Genomic DNA, 22,474 nt, shown 5'->3' on the forward strand with positions numbered 1-22,474 from the left:
CGTGCGCAAAGCATTTTCCTCCGTAGCAAGCGTGTTGTGTGCCCTGGCTGTTGCGGCCGCGGCGGCCGGCTGCGGCGACGATTCGACCGACACCGCGTCAGCGGACCAGCACGATGCGGATCTCGGTTACGCGGCATACCAGGAAGCGGGCAAGCTGTTCGACTGCTCAACCGCTTACGACGATCTCGACAAGGCGCAGATCAACAACGACGTGGCCGGTGAGCACGAAGCGGCCAAACAGTATCGGGAACTGATAGTCGACTGGGACAAGAAGATTTCCGAAATCAGGTTCCCGCCGGACAGCCGCGACGAGCAGGAGCGGTTGCACCAGAACAACCTCGCCGAAATCGACGCCCTGGCCGACATTGCCGCGGCCGTGCGCCCTGCGGACGCTCGCGAGATGGTCTGGCGGGCCTTCGTCCTGGAGGACAAGAGCTACCTCGCGGCAGATGATCTCGTTGCCAGCCTCGGCCACCCGCGGCCACAGGCGCGGTTAGCGGCCGACCGGCTGATTCTGGCCCACGCCGAGGCCGACCTGGCCGCGCTGCCGGTACAAGGTCTATTCGACGCGGCACTCGATGCGCATGACCTGACCGCCGCCACCGCGGCAAATCAGATCGAGATCCGAGCGGACCAACAGTATCTCGACAGCATCGGCACAATCGATTTTCCGGCCAAGGTGACCGCGCAGGTCCAAGCGCTGAAGCAGGCCATCCAGACTGGGATCGACTTCGATCGGCAACAGGTCGCCGTGCCAACTACCGCAGACGTCGTGCGCGCCCCCGCGGGCGGCACGCCTGCGGTGCAGCAGGCCGATCAGCTACGGGCAGAAATAATCGCGACGCTCGGCGGAATGGAGACCGCACCGTCGAAACCGGACTGTCCTAAAGCCACCGGATGACTAGCGACAGTCTTCTCCGAAACGCTGATCCGCGAAGCCGTTGATGATTCCAGTAATCGTCTCGGCGCGGGACAGCGAAATTGTCAATTGCAATCCGCTGGCCGTGTCGATCTGAACCGCCGGGCCGGTATGGGTGACGATCCCGTACCGCCGATGACCGCGGGTGCGCAGTCCCCAGCCGCCGAAGTCCTTGAACGGATTCACTTCGGTGATCTTCGCGCCGACTACTTCCGCTAGCGCGATGTCAATTGTGGCGAATCCAAAGTTGGTGACCCGGATACCGCGACGATCGACGATTATTTCGAAACGCATCAATGCGGCAATCAAGATGATGACCGGAATCGATATGGCGAGCGGCCAGTAGGCCTCGGCCAATACGCATCCCAGTACCGCCAGCCCGCCACCGACAGCACAGAACACCACCACACCGGCCCAGCCGAACCCCGCCGACGTGCGCACGGGAACCGGTGTCGCGCGCGGCAGCGTGCTCGCGGGCGGTTGGCTGGCGTACGCGCGGACGCGGTAGTCACGCAGCAATCCCGCGCCGACCGCTCCGACGATGAACCCGAGAACCACGCCGAGGGCAATCGCGTTTGCTGGCAGTCGAATCCCGGCGGCATCGGTTCGGTCAAGCTGCACACGCAGCATCTCGACGTACAGGGTCAGCAGCAGGCCGATCACCGTCACGCCGATCATGAGCAGCATTCGGCGCATGAGCAGCAACGCTTGCGCGAAGGCAGCTAGCACGGTTGCGCCGCCGCCGACGATGCAGATCACCAGCACGAACACCCAGGCGGTCTGCATCGGTGGTGCGAAGCGATCGGGCGCCGTTGCGGACCAGTGCACAGCGATCCGTTCCGGGAGGCGACTGCGCCACGCCAGTGTCAGGATCAGTGCCGTCACTGCAGCCAGGACGGGCAGCACGACGCCGAAAGCGAACCCGGCCGGGTCAACTGTCCGCCCTGCGCTGGAACCGGTCGGAGCGCTTGAGCCGCGTTGCCACCGCGGATTACGATCGAGCGGGCGCGATTTCATCGTCCACCGGAAGTTGTCGCCGATGCAGTTGAGCACAAGGGCATGCGGCGTTGGATAGAACTTCGACCAGGGTCCGCCATCATGTTCATTAATTTCGTTCCCGGTTTCCACCCAGCGCTGCTCGGTCCTGCGACGAGGCTGTGCACGCCGTTCGGGATGATTCCCTTTTTCGGAACTCCCATTTTTGCACTCTGCGCTGTCTGATTCTTTGGGGCGCTCCGGGCACGTGGCTTCTTAGTGCGCTTCGCACGCTCCCCGCAGCGAGCAGGCGCCGCACGCTTGACCACACTCACCAACGCGGCCCGCTGCTGCGGTCCGGGCGGCCGCGTGGGTTCCGATCGACGCGCCGAGTCCAATCAGCACGAGCGCGCCGATCGCCGTGACAACCGCGACCGCGGCCCCGAACCCGCCGCCGATAACTCCACCGGCGATGCCGCCGAGAAGTAGCACTACCGCCGCGCCGAGAATTGTGGGCGCCGCGACCCGGTTGGCCAGCCGAAACGCCGCTTCGTCCTGGACCGTGCCGGCGGTGCGAACTCCGACCCAACTATTGAGCGGCAGCCGCTGGGTCAACGCCGCGACTCCGATTGCGGCGACGACGGCAGCCAACACCACGAAGACCACAGCAACGATCAGCACATAGGCAGGATACGTGGCGTCGTAATCCGCGGCCGAGGCAACCGGACTGTCTGGCGAGGCTGGCCTCGGCACGTTTTACCCTGGTAGCCGACGTGTGAGGCAACCGAAAGAGACGATCAGTGCACAACGCCGCGGGCCAGACCGCAGGAGAAACCCCCCAGCACCGGTACACGGCCGAACTCGCGGGGCAGCTCGAGCGACGCTGGCAACAGCGCTGGCGTGAGCTGGGGACGTTTGAGGCGCCGAACCCGGTCGGTCCGTTGGCCGGCCCGACTCCGGCTGACAAATTGTTCGTTCAGGACATGTTCCCCTACCCCTCGGGGTCGGGTCTGCACGTCGGCCACCCGCTCGGCTATATCGCCACCGACGTGTACGCCCGCTACCACCGCATGCTCGGCCACAACGTCTTGCACGCACTTGGTTACGACGCGTTCGGGTTGCCGGCCGAGCAGTACGCAGTGCAGACCGGCACCCACCCACGGACCACCACCGAGGCGAACATCGCCAACATGCGCCGCCAACTCGGCCGCCTCGGGTTGGGTCATGACGAACGACGCTCAGTGGCTACCACCGATCCGGAGTTCTATCACTGGACGCAGTGGATCTTCCTGCAGATCTACAACGCCTGGTACGACCCGCAGTTGCAGCGCGCGCGGCGGATCGACGAACTCGTGGCCGAGTTCGCCAGCGGCACCCGCGCGCTGGCCGACGGCCGCGCCTGGGACGCCTTGACGGAGGCCGAGCGCCGCGAGGTGATCGACTCCTATCGGCTGGTTTATCTGTCCGATTCGCTGGTGAACTGGTGTCCGGGGCTGGGCACGGTGCTGGCCAACGAAGAGGTGACGCCGGACGGGCGCAGTGAGCGCGGCAACTTCCCCGTCTACCGAAAGCACCTGCGGCAGTGGATGATGCGGATCACCGCATACGCGGATCGACTCCTCGACGACCTCGACAACCTGGACTGGCCCGACAAGGTCAAGACGATGCAGCGCAACTGGATCGGGCGTTCGCGCGGCGCGCAGGTGCGGTTTGCGACGTCCGATGCGGCTATCGAGGTGTTCACCACCCGGCCGGACACGCTGTTCGGCTCCACGTATGTCGTGCTGGCTCCGGAGCATCGGCTCGTCGATGTCCTTGTCGCCGACGAGTGGCCCGCGGAGGTGGATCCGCGCTGGACGTATGGAGCGGCCACGCCGCGGGAGGCGGTCGCGCAGTATCGCAAGGACATTGCCGCCAAGAGCGACCTCGAGCGGCAGGAGAACAAGGAAAAGACCGGAGTGTTCCTGGGCGCCTTCGCGCAGAACCCGGTCAACGGCGCCGACGTTCCGATCTTTGTGGCCGACTACGTGCTCAGCGGCTACGGCACCGGCGCGATCATGGCGGTGCCGGGGCACGACCAGCGCGACTGGGAATTCGCGCACGCCTTCGGGCTGCCGATTCGCGAGGTCATTTCCGGAGGTGACGTGACCGCCGCCGCCTACTCCGGTGACGGCGTACTGGTGAATTCCGGCTATCTGGACGGGCTTTCGGTCGACGACGCGAAGACGCGGGTGATCGAGCAGCTCGAGGCGGACGGGCACGGCAAGGGCATGGTGCAGTACAAGCTGCGGGACTGGCTCTTTGCCCGCCAGCGGTACTGGGGGGAACCGTTTCCGATCGTTTACGACTCCAACGGCGCACCGCACCCGCTGCCGGAATCGATGCTGCCCGTGGAACTTCCGGATGTCGAGGACTTTGCGCCGGTGTCGTTCGATCCGGAAGACGCGAACTCCGAACCGTCACCGCCGCTGGCGAAAGCGACCGACTGGGTCGAGGTCGAACTGGACCTCGGTAAGGGCGCGCAAAAGTATTGGCGCGACACCAATGTCATGCCGCAGTGGGCGGGCAGTTCGTGGTACCAGTTGCGCTACATCGACCCGACCAACACCGAAACCTTTTGCGCCCCTGAAAATGAGCACTACTGGGTGGGGCCGCGCCCGGAACTACACGGGCCGAACGATCCCGGCGGCGTGGACCTGTACGTGGGCGGCGTCGAGCATGCGGTGCTGCACCTGCTGTACTCGCGATTCTGGCACAAGGCGTTGTTCGACCTCGGGCACGTCAGCTCGAACGAGCCCTACCGAAGACTGTTCAACCAGGGCTACATTCAGGCCTTCGCGTACACGGATGCTCGTGGTGTGTATGTGCCGGCCGAAGAGGTCACCGAGCGTGACGGCAAGTTCTTCCATGACGGCGCCGAGGTGTTCCAGGAATACGGCAAGATGGGCAAGAGCCTGAAGAATGCCGTTGCCCCCGATGAGATTTGCGACGACTACGGCGCCGATACGCTTCGCGTGTACGAGATGTCGATGGGTCCACTCGACGCATCGCGACCCTGGGCTACCAAGGATGTTGTTGGTGCGCATCGATTCCTGCAGCGGGTTTGGCGCCTGGTGGTGGACGAAGAGTCCGGTTCGGTACGGGTCGCCGAGATCGAGCCAGCCGATGTGACTATTCGCTTGCTGCACAAGACTATCGACGGTGTTCGGGCGGATTACGCTGCGCTGCGCGACAATACGGCCGCAGCCAAGCTGATCGAGCTGACCAACCACCTGACGAAGGACTATGCCTCCGGCCCGCCGCGTGCGGTCGTGGAACCGTTGGTGCTGATGCTGGCGCCGCTCGCGCCGCACCTGGCCGAGGAACTGTGGGAGCGACTCGGCCACGACAGTTCGCTCGCCCATGGACCGTTCCCGGTGGCCGACGAGAAGTGGCTGGTTGAGGACCAGGTCGAATATCCGATCCAGGTCAACGGAAAGCTGCGCAGCAAGATCAGCGTGCCGGCCGACAGCTCGGTTGCCGACGTCGAAGCCGCCGCGCTTGCGGACGAAAAGATCGCTGCGCTGCTCGACGGGAAACCGCCGCGCAAGGTGATCGTGGTGCCGGGTCGGATGGTCAACGTGGTGCTGTAGGCACGCACCCTCCCCCGCGGTGATCACGATTGAATGGTCAGCTTGACGGCGTACAAATCGACCATAGGCTCGTGATCACCGGTCAGAGAGTGGCGGATGTTCGCGCTCGACGAGGCTGCGCGCGATCTGCGCGAGCGGCGTATTGGTCTCTTGGGACAACCGGCGCAGTAGGTCGAACGCCTTCACGGCGTCAATGCCGTAGCGCTCCATGATCATGCCCTTGGCCTGCCCGATGATGTCGCGGGTGGCCAGTGCCGATTTGAGTTGCGATTCGCGCAGCGCCCCGGTCAACGCGATCGCGGCGTGGGTGGCCAACAGCAGTCCCGCCTCATAGGACTCGGACGGGAACGCGCGGGGCGTCTTCGCGTACAGGTTCAGCGCGCCGAGTGTCTCGTCGACGGTGTACAGCTGAAACGACAGCATCGATCGCACGCCCAACTCGACCGCCCGCGCAGCGAACTTTGGCCAGCGCTGGTCGCCTTCGAGGTCGTCGACGTCGACGGTCTCGTACAGCCACGCCGCCTGCACACACGGCCCTTCGCCGAGGCTTTGCTGGAGTTCGTCGAGTTGCCGAGGCAAGGCTGAAGTGGCTGCGCGCGACTCGAACCGGCGTCGGCCGATGACGAGGGTGACGCCCGCATGGCTGGTCCCGGGCACTGTCTCGACCGCGGCCGAAGTGATGACTTCCAACGTCTTTTCGACGCTGCCGTGCTCCCCCTGGATCTCTCGTGCCCCTTCCCGGATGCGCAGGCGAAGGCTGTGCTGGGTCTGGTCCACGAGCACCCCCCGGTGCGTCGGCACGGGCAACGTTGCGGTGAAAAGTCTAGTCGGCAGTGCTACGGTGAGCATCAGACTAGAACGTGTTCTAAATCCGAGGTGGTTCGATATGGCGACTGAGCAGGCAATCGAGGACGTGGTGCGCCGGTACGTCGAACTGGTTGCGACCGGTAAGCCGGACGAGATCGTCGCGCTCTACAGCGCGGAGGCAACGCTCGAAGACCCGGTCGGCAGCGGTGTGCGCCAGGGTCACGCCGCGATCCGCGAGTTCTACCAGGTGATCGAGAACATGGAGCAGGAAAGTGAGTTGCTTACCCTCCGCGTCGCAGGCAACCGGGCGGCATTCCACTTCAGCCTGCTCACCAAGGTTGGTGACAAGCAGATGGCGCTGTCGCCCATCGATGTCATGGAATTCGACGAGGATGCCAAGATCACCAAGATGCAGGCGTTCTGGAATCAGAGTGACCTGAGCTTCACCTAGCGACTGGCTCGTCTTCGATCAACGAATTCAGTGCGCGCTCGGGCCCAAAGTTGCGTCTGGCCGCCTGGCCGATGGTTCCTTCAGTTCGACAAACAGGGCGTGGGTTTCGGTGTCGCCGATGTTTTCGCCGGCGTGTTCCTGAGCGTCGAGCCAACGGACCTGACCAGGCGCGAGCACGACTTCGACGTCGCGTCCATCCGCAGATATCCGCCGCCGGAATGAACTCAGCGGATAGAGCACGCTGTCGGGGTGCCGATGCGGGTGCGTCCGGTCGCCCGGCTTGTCTCGGTACTCCAGCACGCGGACGCGGTCGTTTTCGAACACGACCCGGTAGAGCTCCGGGTCGACAACGGCGGGATCGCTGCTCATGGTGCCCTCCGAGGTTTCAATATGTGATCAGAGTACCATGATGGTAATGAGAATGCCATATGAAGCCACTGGCCGGCGTAGCCAGAAAGCCCGGACCCGAGCCGCGCTCGTCGCTGCTACCAGGAGGCTCCTTGATCAGGGGGTGCTTCCTACTGTGGAGGAGGCAGCGGAGGCGGCCGATATTTCCCGCACAACCGCGTACCGGTACTTCCCGAATCAGCGTGAACTACTCGCGGCAGTGCATCCGGAAATCGACAAGGATTCTCTGCTTCCGGATCCGCCGCCTGCCGAGGTCCAAGCCCGGCTTGAACTCGTCATGCGGGAGTGCGTGCGGATCTGCGAGGAGTGGGAACCGGAGTTGCGCACTTCATTGCGGCTGTCACTGGAACCCGGTGCTGCAGACCTATCGGTGCTACGCCGAGGACGTGCCATCGGCTGGATCGAACAGGCCCTCGCTCCGCTGCGTGAATCCCGCCCGGACATCGACGTTCGGCGACTCGCCATCACTATCCGTTCCGCCACCGGCATCGAATCCTTCATCTGGCTGCTTGATGTCGCGAAAGTCTGCAGGACGGAGGCGGCCGAGATTCTGTGCGGCACTGCGCAAGCCCTGCTCAGCCACGCGTTGTCCGCGATGCCGAACGAAGAAGGCACCACCGTCGGCGATTGAGGGCAGCGACACCTGCGCGCTTCGACGATCGCGGATCCGGTCTGTGTCGCAAGGTTCGAACTGCCGCCAAAACGCCGATAATTTGGTCTTGATACATACACGACTGCATGTTTGTATATAGAACAAGCGGCGGGTGCCGAGTTGGGGCCAAAAGGAGCGCAATGGCGAACAAGGTCTATGTCATCGGCGTCGGAATGACGAAGTTCGAGAAGCCGGGCGCACGGCCGGACTGGGACTACCCAGACATGGCCCGGGAGTCCGGGACGAAGGCGCTGGAAGACGCCGGAATCTCCTATCAGCAGGTCGAACAAGGCTATGTAGGTTACGTCTACGGCGAATCCACGTCCGGGCAGCGGGCGCTGTATGAGCTTGGCATGACGGGCATCCCGATCGTCAACGTGAACAACAACTGCTCCACCGGGTCGGCAGCGCTGTTCCTTGCCGTGCAGGCGATTCGCGGCGGCTTGGCCGACTGCACCATCGCGCTCGGCTTCGAGAAGATGCAGCCCGGGTCGCTCGGTTCCACCTACGACGATCGCGCCCAGCCCATGGAGCGCCACATCATGGCGTTGGCCGAGATCTCCGAAGTGCTGTTCCCGCCTGCGCCGTGGATGTTCGGTGCGGCCGGGCGCGAGCATATGCAGAAGTACGGCACCACTGCCGAGCACTTCGCCAAGATCGGGTACAAGAACCACAAGCACTCGGTGAACAACCCGTACAGCCAGTTCCGCGACGAGTACTCGCTCGAGGACATTCTGGCGTCGCGGATGATTTACGACCCGCTGACGAAACTGCAGTGCTCCCCAACCTCGAATGGTTCCGGGGCAGCGATCCTGGCGTCGGAGGCGTTCGTCGATAAGCATGGCCTGGCAGGTCAGGCGGTGGAAATCGTGGGGCAGGCGATGACTACGGACTTCGAGTCGACCTTCGACGGCACCTGCAAGTCGATCATCGGCTACGACATGAACGTCAAAGCGGCCCAGAAGGTCTACGAACAGTCCGGCCTCGGGCCGGAAGACTTCCAGGTGATCGAGCTGCACGACTGCTTCTCCGCCAACGAGTTGCTGCTCTATGAAGCGCTGGGTCTGTGCGCGGAGGGTGAGGCCGGCAAGTTGATCGACTCGGGCGAGACCACCTACGGCGGCACGTGGGTGGTGAACCCGTCCGGCGGACTCATCTCGAAAGGACATCCGTTGGGCGCGACCGGACTTGCCCAATGTGCAGAGCTGACCTGGCAGTTGCGCGGCACCGCGGATAAACGACAGGTCGACAACGTTACCGCCGCCTTGCAACACAACATCGGACTTGGCGGCGCCGCCGTCGTCACCGCCTACCAGCGTGCCGAGCGCTGAAACTCTAGAAAGGACAACAACAATGGGACACATCGAGGCAAGCAAGAAGCTCAACGCCACCCCCGAAGCGATCTGGGCGACCGTATCCGACACCTCTACCTGGGACAAGTGGTTCACCATTCACGAGAAGTGGATGGAGGAGCCGCCCACGCAGCTCGCGGTGGGCTCCAAGCTGGTGGCCAAGATCGTGATGCTTGGCATGGCAAACAAGATCGAGTGGACAGTTCAAGAGGTCGACGCACCGCACAAGCTCGTGCTCGGTGGCACCGGCATGGCTGGTGTGAAGGTGGAGTTCACTTTTCAGATCACCCCGGACGGTGAGGGCAGCGTCTTCTCCGCGTCGGGTGACTTCGAAGGCGCGCTGATCAAGGGCGCGTTGGGTAAGGCCGTCGAAAAGGACGGCATGAAGCAGATCGATAAGACGCTCGAGCAACTCGATACCCTCGCCACCGCGTCGGCCTGATCGGGCGACTCGCATGGGCTACATCGAATTTGACGACAATGGTCTGGACACCTGGACCGACGAGACGCGGTTCGAGGTCACCCGCGAACGCATCGCCGAATACGCCGCGGCCACCAACGATCCGATCGAGGCACACCGAAACGGTGACGTCGCGCCACCCGTGTTCGCGATAGTTCCCGTCTTCGAGTCGTTGATGGAACCGACGCTCGAAGTGGTGCCGATGGAGATCTTCGGCCGCGGTGTGCACGGCGAGCAGGACTTCCACTTCCATCGCCCGATGCGGCCGGGCGACAAGCTGGTATCCCGCGCCAACATGACCGGGTACGAGGGGCTGGAAAAGGGCACCCGGGCGTGTGTCTACATCGAATGCCGCACGGAGGATGGCGAACTCGTCAACGAGCAGTACGTGACGATCTTCTTCCGTGGCGCCGATGCGAGCACCGGTAAGAAGGTCGGTGAGCTGAGCCCCGACCACCGCTTCGACGCGGCGTTGCGCACTTCGGCGCCGGTGGCCAAGGTGTCCGCGCACGTCGATGCGGATCAGACGTTCCGGTACGCCCCGGCGTCGGGCGACCCGGTGCCGATCCACCTCGACGAGCAGGTGGCCCGCGACGCCGGGCTTCCGGGAATCATCGCGCACGGGTTGTGCACCATGGCGTTCACGTCGTGGGCGGTGCTGAGTGAGGTCGCCGATTCGGACGTCACGCGGCTGCGTCGGCTCGCCGTTCGCTTCGCCAAGATGGTCTTCCCGAACGACGATCTGGAGACCCGGATCTGGCGCGTCGGATCGGAAAACGATTCGACCACTTATGCATTCGAGACGGCCCGCGGCGATGACCTCGTCATCACTGATGGGCTCGCGGAAATCAGAGACTAGGAGAATCTCTCAATGGGTGCACTCGATGGCAGGGTTGCCGTCATTACCGGCGCGGGCCGCGGTATCGGTAGAGAACATGCGTTGCTGTTCGCAAGGGAGGGCGCGAGCGTCGTGGTGAACGACCTCGGCGGCAACAACGCCGGGGAGGGCGCGGATGCAGGACCGGCCCAGCAGGTCGTCGACGAAATCATCGCGGCCGGCGGCAGGGCAGTCGCGAACACCGACAATGTCGCCTCCTGGGACGGCGCCAAAGCGCTCGTCGACCAGGCAGTCCGCGAATTCGGTGGCCTGGATGTGGTGGTGAACAATGCGGGCATCCTGCGCGATGCCTTCATCGCCGGTATGGACGAATCGCAGTGGGACGCGGTGATCGCCGTCCATCTGAAAGGTCATTTCAACGTCCTGCGGCACGCGGCCGCGTACTGGAAGACGCAAAGTAAGGCCGGCGACCAACCCAATGCTGCGGTGATCAACACCGCCTCGGCATCGGGCACTACGTTGCCCAACGCCGGCCAGGCCAACTATGGCGCCGCCAAAGCCGGCATCGCTGCCCTGACCCTGGTCGCCGCAGAAGAGTTGCAGCGCTATGGTGTTCGGGTCAATGCGATCGCGCCGATCGCGCGCACTCGGCTCACGTTGGCCACCCCCGGCATGGGTGAGTTTCTGGCCGCCGAAGTGGAAGAGGGCGAGTTCGACGCGTTCAGTCCGGCCAACATCTCACCATTGGTCGCCTACCTGGCCACCGACAAGTGTCCGATCACCGGGAAGGTGTTTGCGGTGCAGGGCGGCGCCATCTCCGAGCTCGGCGGCTGGCATGACGTGAAAACCATTGAAACCGACGGTCCCTGGGCCATCGACGACATTGCGGCGAGGCTCCCATGATCGAGTGGTCTGACACGGATCTGATGATTCGCGACGCGGTACGCGAGTTCATCGACAAGGAGATCCGACCCAACGTCGACGCGCTGGAAAGCGGCGAGTTGCTGCCCTACCCCGTGCTGCGGAAGCTGTTCAGCGAGTTCGGTATCGACGTGATGGCGGCCGAGACGGTCAAGAAGATGCTGGACAAGCAGCGGGCACGAGAAGCTCGTATTGCTGCTGGCGAGCCGAAGCCTGCGAAGAAGAAATCTTCAGGGGGCAGTCCGTTCGGCGGCCAGGAGTCCATGGCGCTGATGGTGGTCAGCGAACTCTGCGGCGTGAGCATGGGTTTGGTGGCTGCCCTCGGTGTGAGCCTGGGACTCGGTGCGGCGACGATCATGGCGCGGGGCACCCTTGCGCAAAAGGAGCGCTGGCTGCCCCCGTTGATGACGCTGGAAAAGATTGCCGCCTGGGCGATTACCGAGCCGGACTCCGGCTCGGACGCGTTCGGGGGGATGAAGACCAACGTTCGCCGCGACGGCGACGACTACATCCTCAACGGGCAAAAGACGTTCATCACCAACGGCCCCTACGCCGACACCATCGTCGTCTACGCCAAGCTCGACGAACGCGACGGTGCCGACCCGCGCTCCCGCAAGGTGCTGACCTTTGTGCTGGACTCCGGCATGGAAGGCCTGACGCAGGGCAAGCCGTTCAAGAAGATGGGTATCCACTCATCCCCGACCGGTGAACTGTTCTTCGACAATGTGCGGTTGGGCAAGGATCGGTTGCTCGGCGAGACCGAGGAGCACAAGGGCGGCGACGGGCGCGACAGCGCTCGGGCCAACTTTGTGGTCGAGCGGGTGGGCGTTGCTGCCATGGCGCTCGGTGTGATCAACGAATGTCATCGCCTCAGCATCGATTACGCGAAGAATCGCAAGCTGTGGGGCCAGGAGATCGCCAAATTCCAGCTGATCCAGCTGAAGCTGGCGAAGATGGAGATCGCCCGAATCAACGTGCAAAACATGGTGTTCGCCACCCTGGAGAAGATGCGCGCGGGTCAGATCCCGACGCTGGCCGAAGCATCGGCGATGAAGTTGTATGCCTCCGAGGCCGCTACCGACGTCGCCATGGAAGCGGTTCAGCTGTTCGGCGGCAACGGCTACATGACCGAGTACCGGGTGGAACAGCTTGCCCGCGATGCGAAGTCGCTGATGATCTACGCCGGCTCGAACGAGGTGCAGGTCACCCACATCGCAAAGGGATTGCTCAGTTAGCGGGCGATGGGACGCAACACGATCTCGGTGGGGTGGGCGTCGCGCGGTGTGTCGATTGCGTTGCGCACCGCGCGCGCAACCGTTGCCGGGGTGAGGAATTCGTCGGGGTCGTAGTCGCGGCCTTCTCTTGCGACGATGGCACGTTGCATGTCGGTGTCGATGCGTCCGGGAAAGATCGAGGTCACGCGGATTCGCGGCTCCTCGAGACGCAACGCGTCGGCAAAGGCGCGCAAGGCGAACTTGCTGGCCGCATAGGATGACCACCCGGCGTTGGCGCGTAGTCCGGCCCCGGAATTGATCACCACAACGTGTCCGCCGCTGTCCCGAAGTCGTGGCAGCAGCAGGCGCGTCAACTCGACCACCGCAAAAACGTTCGCGTCGAACGTGTTCCGCCACTGCTCGATACTCGAGTCGGCCACCGAACTCAGCTCGGCGACACCGGCGTTGTGCACGAGCACGTCGAGGCGCTCGACGTCGGCAACCGCGTTCGCTACCGCATCAGCGTCGGTCAGATCCACCACCCAGGGGCGCGCCGTCGGTATGTCCGCTTCGACGTCGGCAAGCGAATCGGCGCTGCGCGCACCGAGCAGCAGATCATGACTTTCCGCGAGTTCGCGTGCGATGGCAGCACCAAGCCCGCGGCTCGCCCCGGTGATCAGCGCAGTAGGTCGCATTCCGGCAGCTTACCCCGAAAGGGTGAGGTCGTTGCATCAGATGCGATTAGTCGTAACATCAGATGTATGCGTACCACAATCGACCTGGATCCCGTCGTTCTCGCGCAGTTGAAGCAAAAGCAGCGTGAAGAGGGCAAGTCGCTGGGCCAGCTGGTGTCGGAGTTGCTCGCGCGAGAGTTGGCTCGTTGCGAACCGCAGCGATCCGACATCTCCTGGGTGGCGGCCAATCTTGGCCGCCCGTTGATCGATCTAGAGGACAAGGACGCCCTGAATGCGGCACTGGACCGGGCCGAGTGATGGCGGAGACCGTCGATACCAACGTATTGGTATATGCGTCCAACGTGGACGCACCTGAGTTTGCCATTGCGTCCGACGTCGTGGCCAGCGTCCTGCGTGGACCGCAACTAACCACGATCTTCTGGCCCGTGGTGGTGACTTACTTGCGGATAATCACCCACCCGGCGATCCTGCCGGCCCCGCTGAGCGCGGCGAAGGCGCAGGCGAACGTCGATGCCCTGATGGCTGCGCCTTCAGTCCGCGTGGTGGGAGAGGGCGAGCGGTTCTGGGAGTGCTACCGAAGCGTCGGCGGCGGGCGAGGCAACGATGTGCCCGACGCCGTGATCGCCGCACTCATGCATGAGCACGGGGTGGGCACGATACTTACTAGAGACCGGGACTTTCGCAAATATCCGGGGATAACGGTGCGCGACCCGTTCGCGACTCCTTAACCCGACGGGCGCCGCCGCAGCGGTGACTTCTCTTGCGTCGGCATCGAATTCGGCGGAACCGGATACGGTATGCCGGCATTGAGAAATCCGGTGGCGACGTTGGGCACGCACTGCGGCAGCTTCTGCTGCGCCACCGGCACGGCGGGGGTAATCGGCGGACGCACCGGATTGGGCGTCGCCGCAAAGTTGAACGTCGACGTCATGTCGCCGGTGGTGGCGCGTCGCCACTTGGTTAGGTTCGGCACCTCGACGCCGAAACGTGCCTCCAGCAACCGTAATTGGGAGGTGTGGTCGAAGACTTCCGAGGCCACCAATCCCCCGCGACTGTACGGCGAGATCACCATTCCCGGCACCCGGAAGCCCAGCCCGATCGGCCCGGGGATGCCGTCCGACTCGGCGACCGGCCCCAGCGGCACGGTCAAAAATTCCCCCGGCGTGCCCGGCGGCGGGGTCGGCGGCGTCACGTGATCGAAGAAGCCGCCGTTCTCGTCGTAGCTGATGATCAGCGCTGTCTTCTCCCACACCGCGGGGTTGGAGGTGAGGATGTCGAGCACCTGCATGATGCCGACCGCGCCCCCCGCCGGCGGTAAGGCCGGGTGCTCGCAGGTGAACACGGATGGCACCACCCACGACACCGCCGGCAGCGTTCCGGCCTGCACGTCGGCCTGAAAGTGGTACGGAAATACCGGATCAATCCCGCGCGCGTACAGACTGGTTCCGGGATTGCTGAATTGCTTGAAACAACCCAGCATGCCGTCGAGAATCACCGCGGACGCCGGGCCGATGTCCTTGTTCTGATACACCTTCCAGCTGACGCCGGCGGCCTCGAGGTTCTCCGGCATGGTGCGCCAGCTGTAGACGTTTTTGGGGATCAGGGTCGGCGTTTCCACGAGCGGTCCGCCGTTGTGGCCGTCCGGGTCGATGGTGCCGCTGATCCAATACAGCCGGTTCGGGTCGGTGGGGCCCAGGACCGAACAGAAGTAGTGATCGCAAATGGTGAACGCGTCGGCCAGTTCATAGTGCACCGGAATGTCGGCGCGGGTGTAGTAACCCATTGTGGCCGGGCCGTTTCCGGGTCCTTCGTGCTGCAGGTGCACCCGGACCCACTGATCCATCGCGCCGCCGTTCCAGCACTCGTGCTGCGGGCCCCACGCATGGGTCGGGTCGTTGACGCATTCGCCGGACAGGTTGGTGCCGGTATTGGTGTCAAGCCGGAAGGGCATGAGGTAGCCGTCGGGCGTCGGCCCTACCCCGGGTTGGTAACCGTATTGCCGCCAGGCGGGCGAGGGGTCATCGAAACCCCTTACTCCCGAGAGGGTTCCGAAGTAGTGATCGAACGAGCGGTTTTCCTGCATGAGGAAGACGAAGTGCTCGATGTCCTTCAACGAGCCGTGGCCGCCGGGATCGGCCGCGTACGCGCGTTCGATGATCGGCCCCGCCCACGAAGCCAGCACCGCGGCGCTGCTTGCGGCGGCGGCCTTGCCCATGAAAGCTCTACGCGAGTACTCCCCAGCTCCGCTCATTGCGCCCCTTCCCGACTGCACGCGCCGGGTCGATCCTAGGGTGCGCCGTCCCGACCCGTGCGTGAGTTTTCACCGCGGGCGGTGAAAACTCACGCACGGGCGAGGGCGCGCTGCTCGGCGATAGCCTCCGGTGTGCCCGGGACTTCGGTGCCCCGCAACGACATTCCCTTGGTTTCGATGAGGAAGTAGGCGGCGACAATGCCGATGAGGCAGGCTCCCAGCATGTAATAGGCGGGCACGATGTGCGAACCCGTTGCGTCGATCAGGGCGTCGTTGATGGCCGACGCCGTGCCGCCGAACAGCGACGTGGCCACGTTGTAACCGATGGCTACCCCGGCAAAGCGAACGATCGTCGGGAACATCGCCGGGAAGGTCGCCGAGATCGTCGCCAGCTGTGGTGCGTAAAGCAGGCCGAGCACAGTGAAGCCGACGATCGCGCCGGCCAGGTTGGTCCCGATGAGCAGGTACATGGGCACCACCGCCACCACCAGTGCGGTGCACGAGAACAGCCACATCGGACGGCGGCCCACCCGGTCGGAAAGCCGGCCGAACAGCGGCAGTGTGCACAGCATGACTATCTGACCGAGCAACGGCACCAGTAGCGCGTGTGACTCCGTCATCCCAATCGCGGTTTGCAGATACGTCGGCATGTAGCTCAGCAGCGTGTAGTTCACGACATTGAGCGCGATCACCAGGCCGAACAGGGTGAGAACCGGCCGCAGATACCTTGTGAGCAGATCACGGAACACTCCACGAACCCGCTCTTCGGTGTGCTGACGCTCCTCGAGTTCGGTGAAGACGGGAGTGTCCTGCATCCGGGTACGCAGATACAGCCCGATGAGACCGAGCGGCGCGGCCACCACGAACGGTACTCGCCAGCCCCAGGACTGCATCGACGCGTCATCGAGCACGTTCACCAGAAGTAGTGCGATCAGGTTGCCGAGCGTGAAGCCCGTCAGCGTGCCGACCTCGAGGAAGCTGCCGTAAAACCCGCGCTTGCGGTCGGGGGCATACTCGGCCATAAACGTTGCGGCGCCGCCGTATTCGCCGCCTGCGGAAAATCCCTGCACGATGCGCAAGGCGTACAGGATGACGGGAGCCCAGATGCCGACGGTGGCGTAGCTGGGGATCAATCCGACCGCCAGCGTAGAACCGGCCATGAGCACGATGGTCATGGCGAGCACGCGTTTGCGGCCGATCCGGTCGCCGAGCGGTCCCCAGAACAACCCGCCGATCGGGCGGATCAGGAAGGAAATGGCGAAGCCCACCAGGGTGTAGAAGACGCCGTTGGCGCCCTCCGGAAACAGCGACGCGGCGATGTGCACGGTCAGGTACGCGTAGACGCCGTAGTCGAACCACTCGACGGCGTTGCCGATAGCCGACGCGCCGATGGCCCGATGCAAAATTGCGGGCGAAACGTCGCGCGTGGGGGTGACGGCGGAAGTGTCCGGCATGAATCGCTCCTATGCGCGGCGTACCCGGGGCCGGGCTGCGATCGTGCGTGGGCGCTACGCAAATCGGAAATAGGGTCCAAACAGACCTATCAGAACGCCGCGGCGTGCGCCAATCAGCGTCCCATCCAGCTATCGATTTGATCGAGCGCAGCGGGGTCGTATGCGGCTGTGACGTGCTCGCCCGGGATCACGTGCAGCTTGATGGAAACCCCGGCGTTCTTCCAGGTGTTGTACAGCGCTTGTTCGCCGGCCAGCGGGATCCACAGGTCATTGGACCCGTGCCACAAGAATATCGGCATCCTCGGTATCTGCTGTCCGGCCTTGGTCAAGGCAAAGATGTTCTGCACCACCGTCGTTTGGTACGGGTTCGTCGTGCACAACAGGCGCAGCGGCAACGGCGTCACACCCAGGACTGCGGCATTGAAGCACGAGTTCTTGAACTTCTGACCGGTCTGCACGCCGACCGAGTTGAGTAGTTCCAGTGCCCCCGGCGACGCCTTGGCCACGCCCAGCACGGCGAGCAGATACAGCACAGCGGCCGGCGGCTTCCCATCCATGCGCGGTGGCAGGAGGCTGAGATCGGCGGGGGTGCCGCCGGCCGCGGCGCCGACCATGTTCAATTCGGGCGCGTAGGTGGGCTGCAGTTGGGCGGCCCAGACGGTCGCAATGGCACCGCCGCTGTAGCCGACCATCGCGACGGGGCTCCCGGCGAGCCCAGCCGCTGGAAAGGCCAGGGCCGCGCGAATTCCGTCGAGCACCTCCGGGCCTTCCGTGGGCCCGTGCGCATATGCCATGAGGGGGCCTTGGTAATCGGTCATCACCACGGCGTAGCCGCGGCCTAGCAATTGTCGGGTGATGTCTGGCGCCTCGATCTGGCCGTTATGAATTAATGCGTATGAAGGATTGCATTGCAGCCCGTCGCCGTCTATAGCGTAGTTATTGCTGACCACCTTGCCGTTCCATTTCTTCGGCTTCAGCAGGGTTGTCAGCGCGGCAATCGGTTGACCACCGGCATTTGTCGATTTGAACCAGATCTGCCAGGAGTCAAAGGAATTGGTGATGGCCAACGGCGGCAGGACAGCCACGCTTCGCGAGGACAGGATTTTGCCGTTCGGCATCGACGCATCGACCGGAAGGTGCTGATCAAGATACGAATCACCACTGGGGCCTGGGTAAAACGATGCTTCGTAACTCGCGGTGTCAGCGCTCACGACCGTCTCCGGCGCGAGTGCAGCCAAAACCAGCGTGGCAGTCACGCACACTGCTCGTTGCCAACCGCGCCGCATGGCCATCCTCCGTCGTTCGCAATTACGTATCGCGGAGACGTTAAATGAGCGGGAAAACCTGCATGCGGTTGGGTATCAAATTGCGACCAAACAGGTCGAAATCGTAATCAATCAATTAGTTTGCTTAGCGAAAGCGACTTTCTACGCCAGCCCGGTCAATGCCTCGGGATTGTGTTCGTCGCGCCACTGCACGGCGTCGATCACCTTCTCCATCGGGTAATCGGGCCCGCTGATGCCGACGGTGAACAGCGAAACTCCCGCGTCGACAAACGTCTGTGCTTTCGCCGCGCCCGGCCACGGCACCGAGCGCTCGATCCGGTTCGGGTCGCGCCCTACCGCCGCGCAGTGCTCGGCCAACACGTCGGACTTGTGGGCGAGAGCCTCGAGATTCGCAAAGCTGTGCCAGGTATCGGCGTATTCGGCGACAAGACGCAGCGTCTTACGCTCGCCGCCCCCGCCGATCAGGATCGGAATCCGTCGTACCGGCTGCGGGTTCAGCTTGTGCAAGCGCGCGTCGATGCGTGCCAGGTTCTCCTTCAGCAGCGCCAATCGGGTACCAGGCGTACCGAATTCGTAGCCATAGTTGTCGTAGTCCTTCTGGAACCAGCCCGCGCCGATGCCGAGAATCAGCCGGCCGTCGCTGATGTGGTCGACCGTGCGGGCCATGTCCGCCAGCAAATCGGGGTTGCGGTAGCCACCACCGGTGACCAGCGCGCCGATCTCTACCCGCTCAGTCTGTTCGGCGAATGCACCCAGCATGGTCCAGCATTCGAAGTGGGCACCGTCGGCATCGCCGGTAAGCGGATAGAAGTGATCCCAGTTGAAGACGATGTCGACGCCCGCCTCCTCGGCCCGTAGCACCGCGTCGCGGATCAGGCCGTACTTCGGTGCGTGCTGCGGTTGAAGTTGGACACCAACTCGAATGGGACGCGACATGTGGATCTGCTCCTTTCGCGGCGACCGGTGATGCAACCGAGGCTACCGAGCGCCGAACGATCGGCCATACTGCCAGGCGAACCGTTTACGAATCTCCGGTGCCACGGCGCCGGTGAAGGGATTCCAGCCATGGCCGCAGTGACCTTCGATCGCGCGACTCGCCTGTTCCCCGGGGCGAAGACACCGGCTGTCGACCAGCTCGAGCTGCACATCGAAGACGGCGAGTTTCTGGTGCTGGTCGGGCCGTCGGGATGCGGCAAGTCCACTTCGCTGCGCATGCTGGCCGGGCTCGAGGACGTCAACGGCGGGCGCATCCTGATCGGCGATCGTGACGTGACTAGCGCGGATCCCAAGGACCGCGACATCGCGATGGTGTTCCAGAACTACGCGCTCTACCCGCACATGACGGTCGCGCAGAACATGGGATTCGCGCTGAAATTGGCCGGCAAGAGCAAAACCGAGATCGCCGAACGCGTGGGTGAGGCCGCCAAACTGCTCGATCTCACCGACTACCTCGACCGCAAGCCCAAGGCGCTGTCCGGCGGCCAACGGCAACGAGTGGCCATGGGCCGGGCGATCGTGCGCCAACCGCAGGTGTTCCTGATGGACGAACCACTGTCCAACCTCGACGCGAAACTGCGGGTCCAGACGCGAACGCAGATCGCCCAGTTGCAGCGGCGCCTGGGAACCACCACCGTCTACGTCACCCACGACCAGGTCGAGGCCATGACCATGGGCGACCGGGTGGCGGTGCTGCGCGACGGCGTCCTGCAGCAGTGCGCGTCGCCGCGCCAGCTCTATGCCGAGCCGGCCAACGTCTTTGTCGCCGGATTCATGGGTTCGCCGGCCATGAACCTGCTCACCTTGCCGGTCTCGGCGGGCGAGGTCACGATCGGCGATTGGCGCATATCGCTGCCGTCCGCTGTCGCCGCCGCGGCCGGTGAATCCGTGGTGGTGGGCATCCGCCCCGAACATCTGGAAATCGGGGCCGAGGGCCTGGAAATAGAAGTCGACGTGGTCGAAGAGCTCGGCTCCGACGCCTACATCTACGGGCGCGGGGGCGACGATGTGACGCTGGTTGCGCGTGCGGACTGGCGCAACCCGCCGGCCAAGGGATCCCGGGTACGACTGCAGGCTGAGCGGTCCCAACTGCACTTTTTCGCGGCCGACGACGGGCGTCGACTATCCGGGTGACGGGCACCGCTGGGTCGGCTCGGGTGCGCGCGGGCGAATTGCCGCATAGATTTAAACGTCATGACAGTGATTCACGCTGCGGACCTCCCCTCCGCTCCTCACTTCGCTGCGATGCTCAGGGAGGTCCTCGCGCCGGCGACTCACGCTGCGGACCTCCCCTCCGCTCCTCGCGCCTATGGCGCTGCGATGCTCAGGGAGGTCCTCGCGTCATGACCATCGATCAGTTCGCTTTGGGATCCCAACCGTTCGCCGTTCGCGTCGAATGGCAGGACAGGTTGGCACTGGTGGCCGTCCAAGGTGACCTCGATTTGGCCAACGCTCCCGGATTGACGAAGTCGCTGGACGCGGTCTTCGCGGAGGAGCCGCGCGCGATAGTTATCGACCTGTCCAGAGTCGCCTTTCTGGCATCGGCGGGGATGTCGGTCCTGGCCGCAGCCCACCAGCGGGTCGACCCGTCGACAGCTTTCGCGGTGGTCGCGCACGGTCCGGCAACTGGGCGACCGCTGCAACTCGTCGGACTCGATCAGACCTTCGCCGTGTACCCCACCACGGACGAGGCGCTCGCGGAACTCGCGGCTGGCTGACCCTCAGCCAAGGGCGACTCCACACTCCGCCAACGTCGTGCGAAGCAGGAACGCCGCCTCGGCGCCGAGCACCCCGTCCACCAGCTCGACATAGCGACCGCAGAACTGCGGCCCATGCGCGGCCTCCTCGTCGTCCGGGGATTGCAGATGGTGCGCCAGCTCGTGCAGCACGACGAGTTCACGCAGCGCCCACGCCCGACTGCCCACGTGCGTCGGCACGGCGATCACTGCTCGGTTTCCGGTCCGCTCGTAGTGCGCGGCGGACTGCCCGGCACGTGCCCGCACGGCAACCGGAACCGAAGCCTGCGGCCACTGCTGTTGGATCCATCCGAGCGCGAGCACCTTCTGCACGTAACTCTGCACGGATTCGATCGAGGCGAACTTGCGCTCCACGGGCAGGGTGAGGTGCGAACCGAACACCTCGATCTGTCTAACGCCCGTGGTGTCGGCCCGTTCGAATGCATTGCGGACCAACTGATCAGCGTCGTAGACGCGCGCACGCTGACTGTCGCGAACAGCATTCATGAGGGCAATTGCCCACGCGCCGTTCCTAATTCGGGTGCCGTTCCCAGGCGGGCGGCACGACCCGCCCGATCGCCCGCCCGCCGCGCCTGCACCGAATAACCGGCGCTCGCCTGCGCCCCACGCCACGTGCCGCGAGCTTGCGAAGTCTGTCGGTAAAAGTCGACGAGCTCGATTTCCTTGTTTCGCAACGCAAGTGCGGTGCCAGCCGTGCTGTCGTGCGCGCTGTCGTCGCGGATCGCCTCCGCCTGTGCTTGGGCCCGGACCTCCCCGAGACGTTTGCCCACCCGGGCCGCGAAGGCCAGCTGAAAGTTCAATCGAGCGGTGACGCCGGCGACCGGCGCCTGCACAGTCCGCGCGATCCGGCGGTGACCACGCCGTTCCACCACCACCTTCTCCACCGTCGCGCTGCGATAACTGCCCGACTTGATGTAGGCGTCCGACGCTCGAACCATCTGCACGATCAGGCTGGAGTAAAGGGCCTCACAGGCATCAATGTCGGTGTCGAAGCCGTACGCATATACCTGCGCGGACGACTGCGCGACGTCACAGCGAACGTCATTGGCTGCAGAGATAGCGAGGAACAGCTGCACATACGTGCGGAGACCCTTCTTGCCGGGCTCGCCGATCTTGATGATGCGCTGCGTCGGTACCGGCCGACGCTCCCGGTTGACGATGTGTGCACGCGCCACGGCCAGGTCGATCGAGGCTTGCGTGGCCAACCGTTGGGCGGCCGCGAGGAAGGCCTCGGCCTCGTGTTCGTTGTCGGTCGACTCGGCCTGCCGCAAGAGACCGCCGATCCGGCCGAGGAGCTTTTCGCCGCCCGCGCGGCCGGTCACCTTGTCGCTGCTCACGGTGCGAGGGTACGTCGGGCCGCCGACAACACCGGCCATTCCGCCCAGTCAAGCCGACGGCCCTGTAAG

Annotated in this window: 24 protein-coding genes; 13 read left to right on the forward strand and 11 right to left on the reverse strand. The window is 64.2% G+C overall.

What is annotated here, in order from left to right:
* The first annotated feature begins 1 nt into the window (after window position 1).
* Window positions 2–901, forward strand: coding sequence for a hypothetical protein (locus FOS14_RS13105; protein WP_143771206.1), 900 nt, complete (start codon window positions 2–4; stop codon window positions 899–901).
* On the opposite strand, the gene FOS14_RS13110 is transcribed toward FOS14_RS13105, so the two are convergent.
* Together FOS14_RS13110 and FOS14_RS13115 are read right to left on the reverse strand one after the other, a co-directional pair.
* Complete coding sequence (locus FOS14_RS13110) at window positions 902–1,804, reverse strand: DUF1648 domain-containing protein (RefSeq protein ID WP_255450310.1); 903 nt, start codon at window positions 1,802–1,804, stop codon at window positions 902–904. It lies immediately after the preceding gene.
* Between the two features lie 366 nt (window positions 1,805–2,170).
* Complete coding sequence (locus FOS14_RS13115; RefSeq protein ID WP_143771211.1) at window positions 2,171–2,575, reverse strand: SdpI family protein; 405 nt, start codon at window positions 2,573–2,575, stop codon at window positions 2,171–2,173.
* 119 nt (window positions 2,576–2,694) lie between these two features.
* On the opposite strand from FOS14_RS13115, the gene leuS reads away from it, so the two are divergent.
* A complete protein-coding gene (gene leuS / locus FOS14_RS13120) occupies window positions 2,695–5,526 on the forward strand; it encodes a leucine--tRNA ligase (RefSeq protein WP_143771213.1) in 2,832 nt (943 codons plus the stop codon).
* A 75-nt stretch (window positions 5,527–5,601) separates the two neighbouring features.
* Here leuS and FOS14_RS13125 read toward each other — a convergent pair whose 3' ends face one another.
* Entirely contained in the window at window positions 5,602–6,375 is a 774-nt protein-coding gene (locus tag FOS14_RS13125) for a GAF and ANTAR domain-containing protein (RefSeq protein WP_143771216.1), read from the reverse strand.
* 37 nt (window positions 6,376–6,412) lie between these two features.
* Between FOS14_RS13125 and FOS14_RS13130 the strand changes: the two genes are divergently transcribed.
* Window positions 6,413–6,784, forward strand: a complete 372-nt coding sequence (locus FOS14_RS13130) for a nuclear transport factor 2 family protein (RefSeq protein ID WP_143771218.1) — start codon at window positions 6,413–6,415, stop codon at window positions 6,782–6,784.
* A 27-nt stretch (window positions 6,785–6,811) separates the two neighbouring features.
* Here the strand turns inward: FOS14_RS13130 and FOS14_RS13135 are convergent, their stop codons facing one another.
* Complete coding sequence (locus tag FOS14_RS13135) at window positions 6,812–7,153, reverse strand: cupin domain-containing protein (protein ID WP_143771220.1); 342 nt, start codon at window positions 7,151–7,153, stop codon at window positions 6,812–6,814.
* Between the two features lie 46 nt (window positions 7,154–7,199).
* Here FOS14_RS13135 and FOS14_RS13140 point away from each other — a divergent pair, with 46 nt between their 5' ends.
* The 6 genes from FOS14_RS13140 (at window position 7,200) to FOS14_RS13165 (ending at window position 12,650) form a co-directional block, all read left to right on the forward strand.
* Window positions 7,200–7,823, forward strand: coding sequence for a TetR/AcrR family transcriptional regulator (locus FOS14_RS13140; protein ID WP_143771222.1), 624 nt, complete (start codon window positions 7,200–7,202; stop codon window positions 7,821–7,823).
* A 161-nt stretch (window positions 7,824–7,984) separates the two neighbouring features.
* A complete protein-coding gene (locus FOS14_RS13145; protein WP_143771224.1) occupies window positions 7,985–9,175 on the forward strand; it encodes a lipid-transfer protein in 1,191 nt (396 codons plus the stop codon).
* A 22-nt stretch (window positions 9,176–9,197) separates the two neighbouring features.
* A complete protein-coding gene (locus FOS14_RS13150; protein ID WP_143771226.1) occupies window positions 9,198–9,638 on the forward strand; it encodes an SRPBCC family protein in 441 nt (146 codons plus the stop codon).
* Window positions 9,639–9,651: 13 nt separating this feature from the next.
* Window positions 9,652–10,515: a MaoC/PaaZ C-terminal domain-containing protein gene (locus tag FOS14_RS13155; protein WP_143771227.1), complete on the forward strand. Its 864-nt coding sequence runs from the start codon at window positions 9,652–9,654 to the stop codon at window positions 10,513–10,515.
* A gap of 12 nt (window positions 10,516–10,527) precedes the next feature.
* A complete protein-coding gene (locus tag FOS14_RS13160; protein ID WP_143771228.1) occupies window positions 10,528–11,397 on the forward strand; it encodes an SDR family oxidoreductase in 870 nt (289 codons plus the stop codon).
* Complete coding sequence (locus FOS14_RS13165) at window positions 11,394–12,650, forward strand: acyl-CoA dehydrogenase family protein (RefSeq protein ID WP_143771230.1); 1,257 nt, start codon at window positions 11,394–11,396, stop codon at window positions 12,648–12,650. The genes FOS14_RS13160 and FOS14_RS13165 overlap by 4 nt, the downstream gene beginning before the upstream one ends.
* On the opposite strand, the gene FOS14_RS13170 is transcribed toward FOS14_RS13165, so the two are convergent.
* The gene (locus FOS14_RS13170) at window positions 12,647–13,324 is read right to left on the reverse strand and encodes an SDR family oxidoreductase (RefSeq protein WP_143771232.1); all 678 of its coding nucleotides are present in this window, start codon (window positions 13,322–13,324) and stop codon (window positions 12,647–12,649) included. The two genes, FOS14_RS13165 and FOS14_RS13170, sit on opposite strands and share 4 nt — an antisense overlap.
* A 66-nt stretch (window positions 13,325–13,390) precedes the next feature.
* Here FOS14_RS13170 and FOS14_RS13175 point away from each other — a divergent pair, with 66 nt between their 5' ends.
* Together FOS14_RS13175 and FOS14_RS13180 are read left to right on the forward strand one after the other, a co-directional pair.
* Entirely contained in the window at window positions 13,391–13,621 is a 231-nt protein-coding gene (locus FOS14_RS13175) for an antitoxin (protein WP_143771234.1), read from the forward strand.
* Window positions 13,621–14,052, forward strand: a complete 432-nt coding sequence (locus tag FOS14_RS13180; RefSeq protein WP_143771235.1) for a TA system VapC family ribonuclease toxin — start codon at window positions 13,621–13,623, stop codon at window positions 14,050–14,052. Before FOS14_RS13175 ends, FOS14_RS13180 begins: the two co-directional genes overlap by 1 nt.
* Here the strand turns inward: FOS14_RS13180 and FOS14_RS13185 are convergent.
* From FOS14_RS13185 to FOS14_RS13200, 4 genes are all read right to left on the reverse strand, one after another.
* A complete protein-coding gene (locus FOS14_RS13185) occupies window positions 14,049–15,575 on the reverse strand; it encodes a phospholipase C (protein WP_143771236.1) in 1,527 nt (508 codons plus the stop codon). The two genes, FOS14_RS13180 and FOS14_RS13185, sit on opposite strands and share 4 nt — an antisense overlap.
* Window positions 15,576–15,664: 89 nt before the next feature.
* Window positions 15,665–17,029, reverse strand: a complete 1,365-nt coding sequence (locus tag FOS14_RS13190) for an MFS transporter (RefSeq protein ID WP_143771237.1) — start codon at window positions 17,027–17,029, stop codon at window positions 15,665–15,667.
* Between the two features lie 113 nt (window positions 17,030–17,142).
* The gene (locus FOS14_RS13195; protein WP_185981756.1) at window positions 17,143–18,285 is read right to left on the reverse strand and encodes a lipase family protein; all 1,143 of its coding nucleotides are present in this window, start codon (window positions 18,283–18,285) and stop codon (window positions 17,143–17,145) included.
* Window positions 18,286–18,456: 171 nt separating this feature from the next.
* Window positions 18,457–19,251: an LLM class F420-dependent oxidoreductase gene (locus tag FOS14_RS13200; protein ID WP_143771239.1), complete on the reverse strand. Its 795-nt coding sequence runs from the start codon at window positions 19,249–19,251 to the stop codon at window positions 18,457–18,459.
* A gap of 129 nt (window positions 19,252–19,380) precedes the next feature.
* On the opposite strand from FOS14_RS13200, the gene FOS14_RS13205 reads away from it, so the two are divergent.
* Together FOS14_RS13205 and FOS14_RS13210 are read left to right on the forward strand one after the other, a co-directional pair.
* Window positions 19,381–20,445: an ABC transporter ATP-binding protein gene (locus FOS14_RS13205; RefSeq protein ID WP_143771240.1), complete on the forward strand. Its 1,065-nt coding sequence runs from the start codon at window positions 19,381–19,383 to the stop codon at window positions 20,443–20,445.
* Between the two features lie 209 nt (window positions 20,446–20,654).
* Window positions 20,655–21,029, forward strand: a complete 375-nt coding sequence (locus tag FOS14_RS13210) for an STAS domain-containing protein (protein WP_143771241.1) — start codon at window positions 20,655–20,657, stop codon at window positions 21,027–21,029.
* A 3-nt stretch (window positions 21,030–21,032) separates the two neighbouring features.
* Here FOS14_RS13210 and FOS14_RS13215 read toward each other — a convergent pair whose 3' ends face one another.
* On the reverse strand, window positions 21,033–21,554 hold the full coding sequence (locus FOS14_RS13215; protein WP_143771242.1) for a TIGR04338 family metallohydrolase: 522 nt from the start codon (window positions 21,552–21,554) through the stop codon (window positions 21,033–21,035).
* On the reverse strand, window positions 21,551–22,405 hold the full coding sequence (locus FOS14_RS13220) for a DUF2786 domain-containing protein (RefSeq protein ID WP_255450311.1): 855 nt from the start codon (window positions 22,403–22,405) through the stop codon (window positions 21,551–21,553). The genes FOS14_RS13215 and FOS14_RS13220 overlap by 4 nt, the downstream gene beginning before the upstream one ends.
* Between the last annotated feature and the right edge of the window lie 69 nt (window positions 22,406–22,474).

It is taken from the genome of Skermania sp. ID1734 (assembly GCF_007489285.1).
Lineage (GTDB): Bacteria > Actinomycetota > Actinomycetes > Mycobacteriales > Mycobacteriaceae > ID1734.

Bases quoted from the DNA above. Each gene is read 5' to 3' on its own strand.
- FOS14_RS13180 (WP_143771235.1), top strand. From the start codon at position 13,621: ATGGCGGAGACCGTCGATACCAACGTATTGGTATATGCGTCCAACGTG.
- FOS14_RS13145 (WP_143771224.1), top strand. From the start codon at position 7,985: ATGGCGAACAAGGTCTATGTCATCGGCGTCGGAATGACGAAGTTCGAG.
- FOS14_RS13160 (WP_143771228.1), top strand. From the start codon at position 10,528: ATGGGTGCACTCGATGGCAGGGTTGCCGTCATTACCGGCGCGGGCCGC.
- FOS14_RS13130 (WP_143771218.1), top strand. From the start codon at position 6,413: ATGGCGACTGAGCAGGCAATCGAGGACGTGGTGCGCCGGTACGTCGAA.
- FOS14_RS13175 (WP_143771234.1), top strand. From the start codon at position 13,391: ATGCGTACCACAATCGACCTGGATCCCGTCGTTCTCGCGCAGTTGAAG.
- FOS14_RS13215 (WP_143771242.1), bottom strand. From the start codon at position 21,554: ATGAATGCTGTTCGCGACAGTCAGCGTGCGCGCGTCTACGACGCTGAT.
- FOS14_RS13210 (WP_143771241.1), top strand. From the start codon at position 20,655: ATGACCATCGATCAGTTCGCTTTGGGATCCCAACCGTTCGCCGTTCGC.
- FOS14_RS13150 (WP_143771226.1), top strand. From the start codon at position 9,198: ATGGGACACATCGAGGCAAGCAAGAAGCTCAACGCCACCCCCGAAGCG.
- FOS14_RS13140 (WP_143771222.1), top strand. From the start codon at position 7,200: ATGAGAATGCCATATGAAGCCACTGGCCGGCGTAGCCAGAAAGCCCGG.
- FOS14_RS13190 (WP_143771237.1), bottom strand. From the start codon at position 17,029: ATGCCGGACACTTCCGCCGTCACCCCCACGCGCGACGTTTCGCCCGCA.
- FOS14_RS13205 (WP_143771240.1), top strand. From the start codon at position 19,381: ATGGCCGCAGTGACCTTCGATCGCGCGACTCGCCTGTTCCCCGGGGCG.
- FOS14_RS13170 (WP_143771232.1), bottom strand. From the start codon at position 13,324: ATGCGACCTACTGCGCTGATCACCGGGGCGAGCCGCGGGCTTGGTGCT.
- FOS14_RS13155 (WP_143771227.1), top strand. From the start codon at position 9,652: ATGGGCTACATCGAATTTGACGACAATGGTCTGGACACCTGGACCGAC.
- FOS14_RS13200 (WP_143771239.1), bottom strand. From the start codon at position 19,251: ATGTCGCGTCCCATTCGAGTTGGTGTCCAACTTCAACCGCAGCACGCA.
- FOS14_RS13135 (WP_143771220.1), bottom strand. From the start codon at position 7,153: ATGAGCAGCGATCCCGCCGTTGTCGACCCGGAGCTCTACCGGGTCGTG.
- FOS14_RS13125 (WP_143771216.1), bottom strand. From the start codon at position 6,375: ATGCTCACCGTAGCACTGCCGACTAGACTTTTCACCGCAACGTTGCCC.
- FOS14_RS13165 (WP_143771230.1), top strand. From the start codon at position 11,394: ATGATCGAGTGGTCTGACACGGATCTGATGATTCGCGACGCGGTACGC.
- FOS14_RS13185 (WP_143771236.1), bottom strand. From the start codon at position 15,575: ATGAGCGGAGCTGGGGAGTACTCGCGTAGAGCTTTCATGGGCAAGGCC.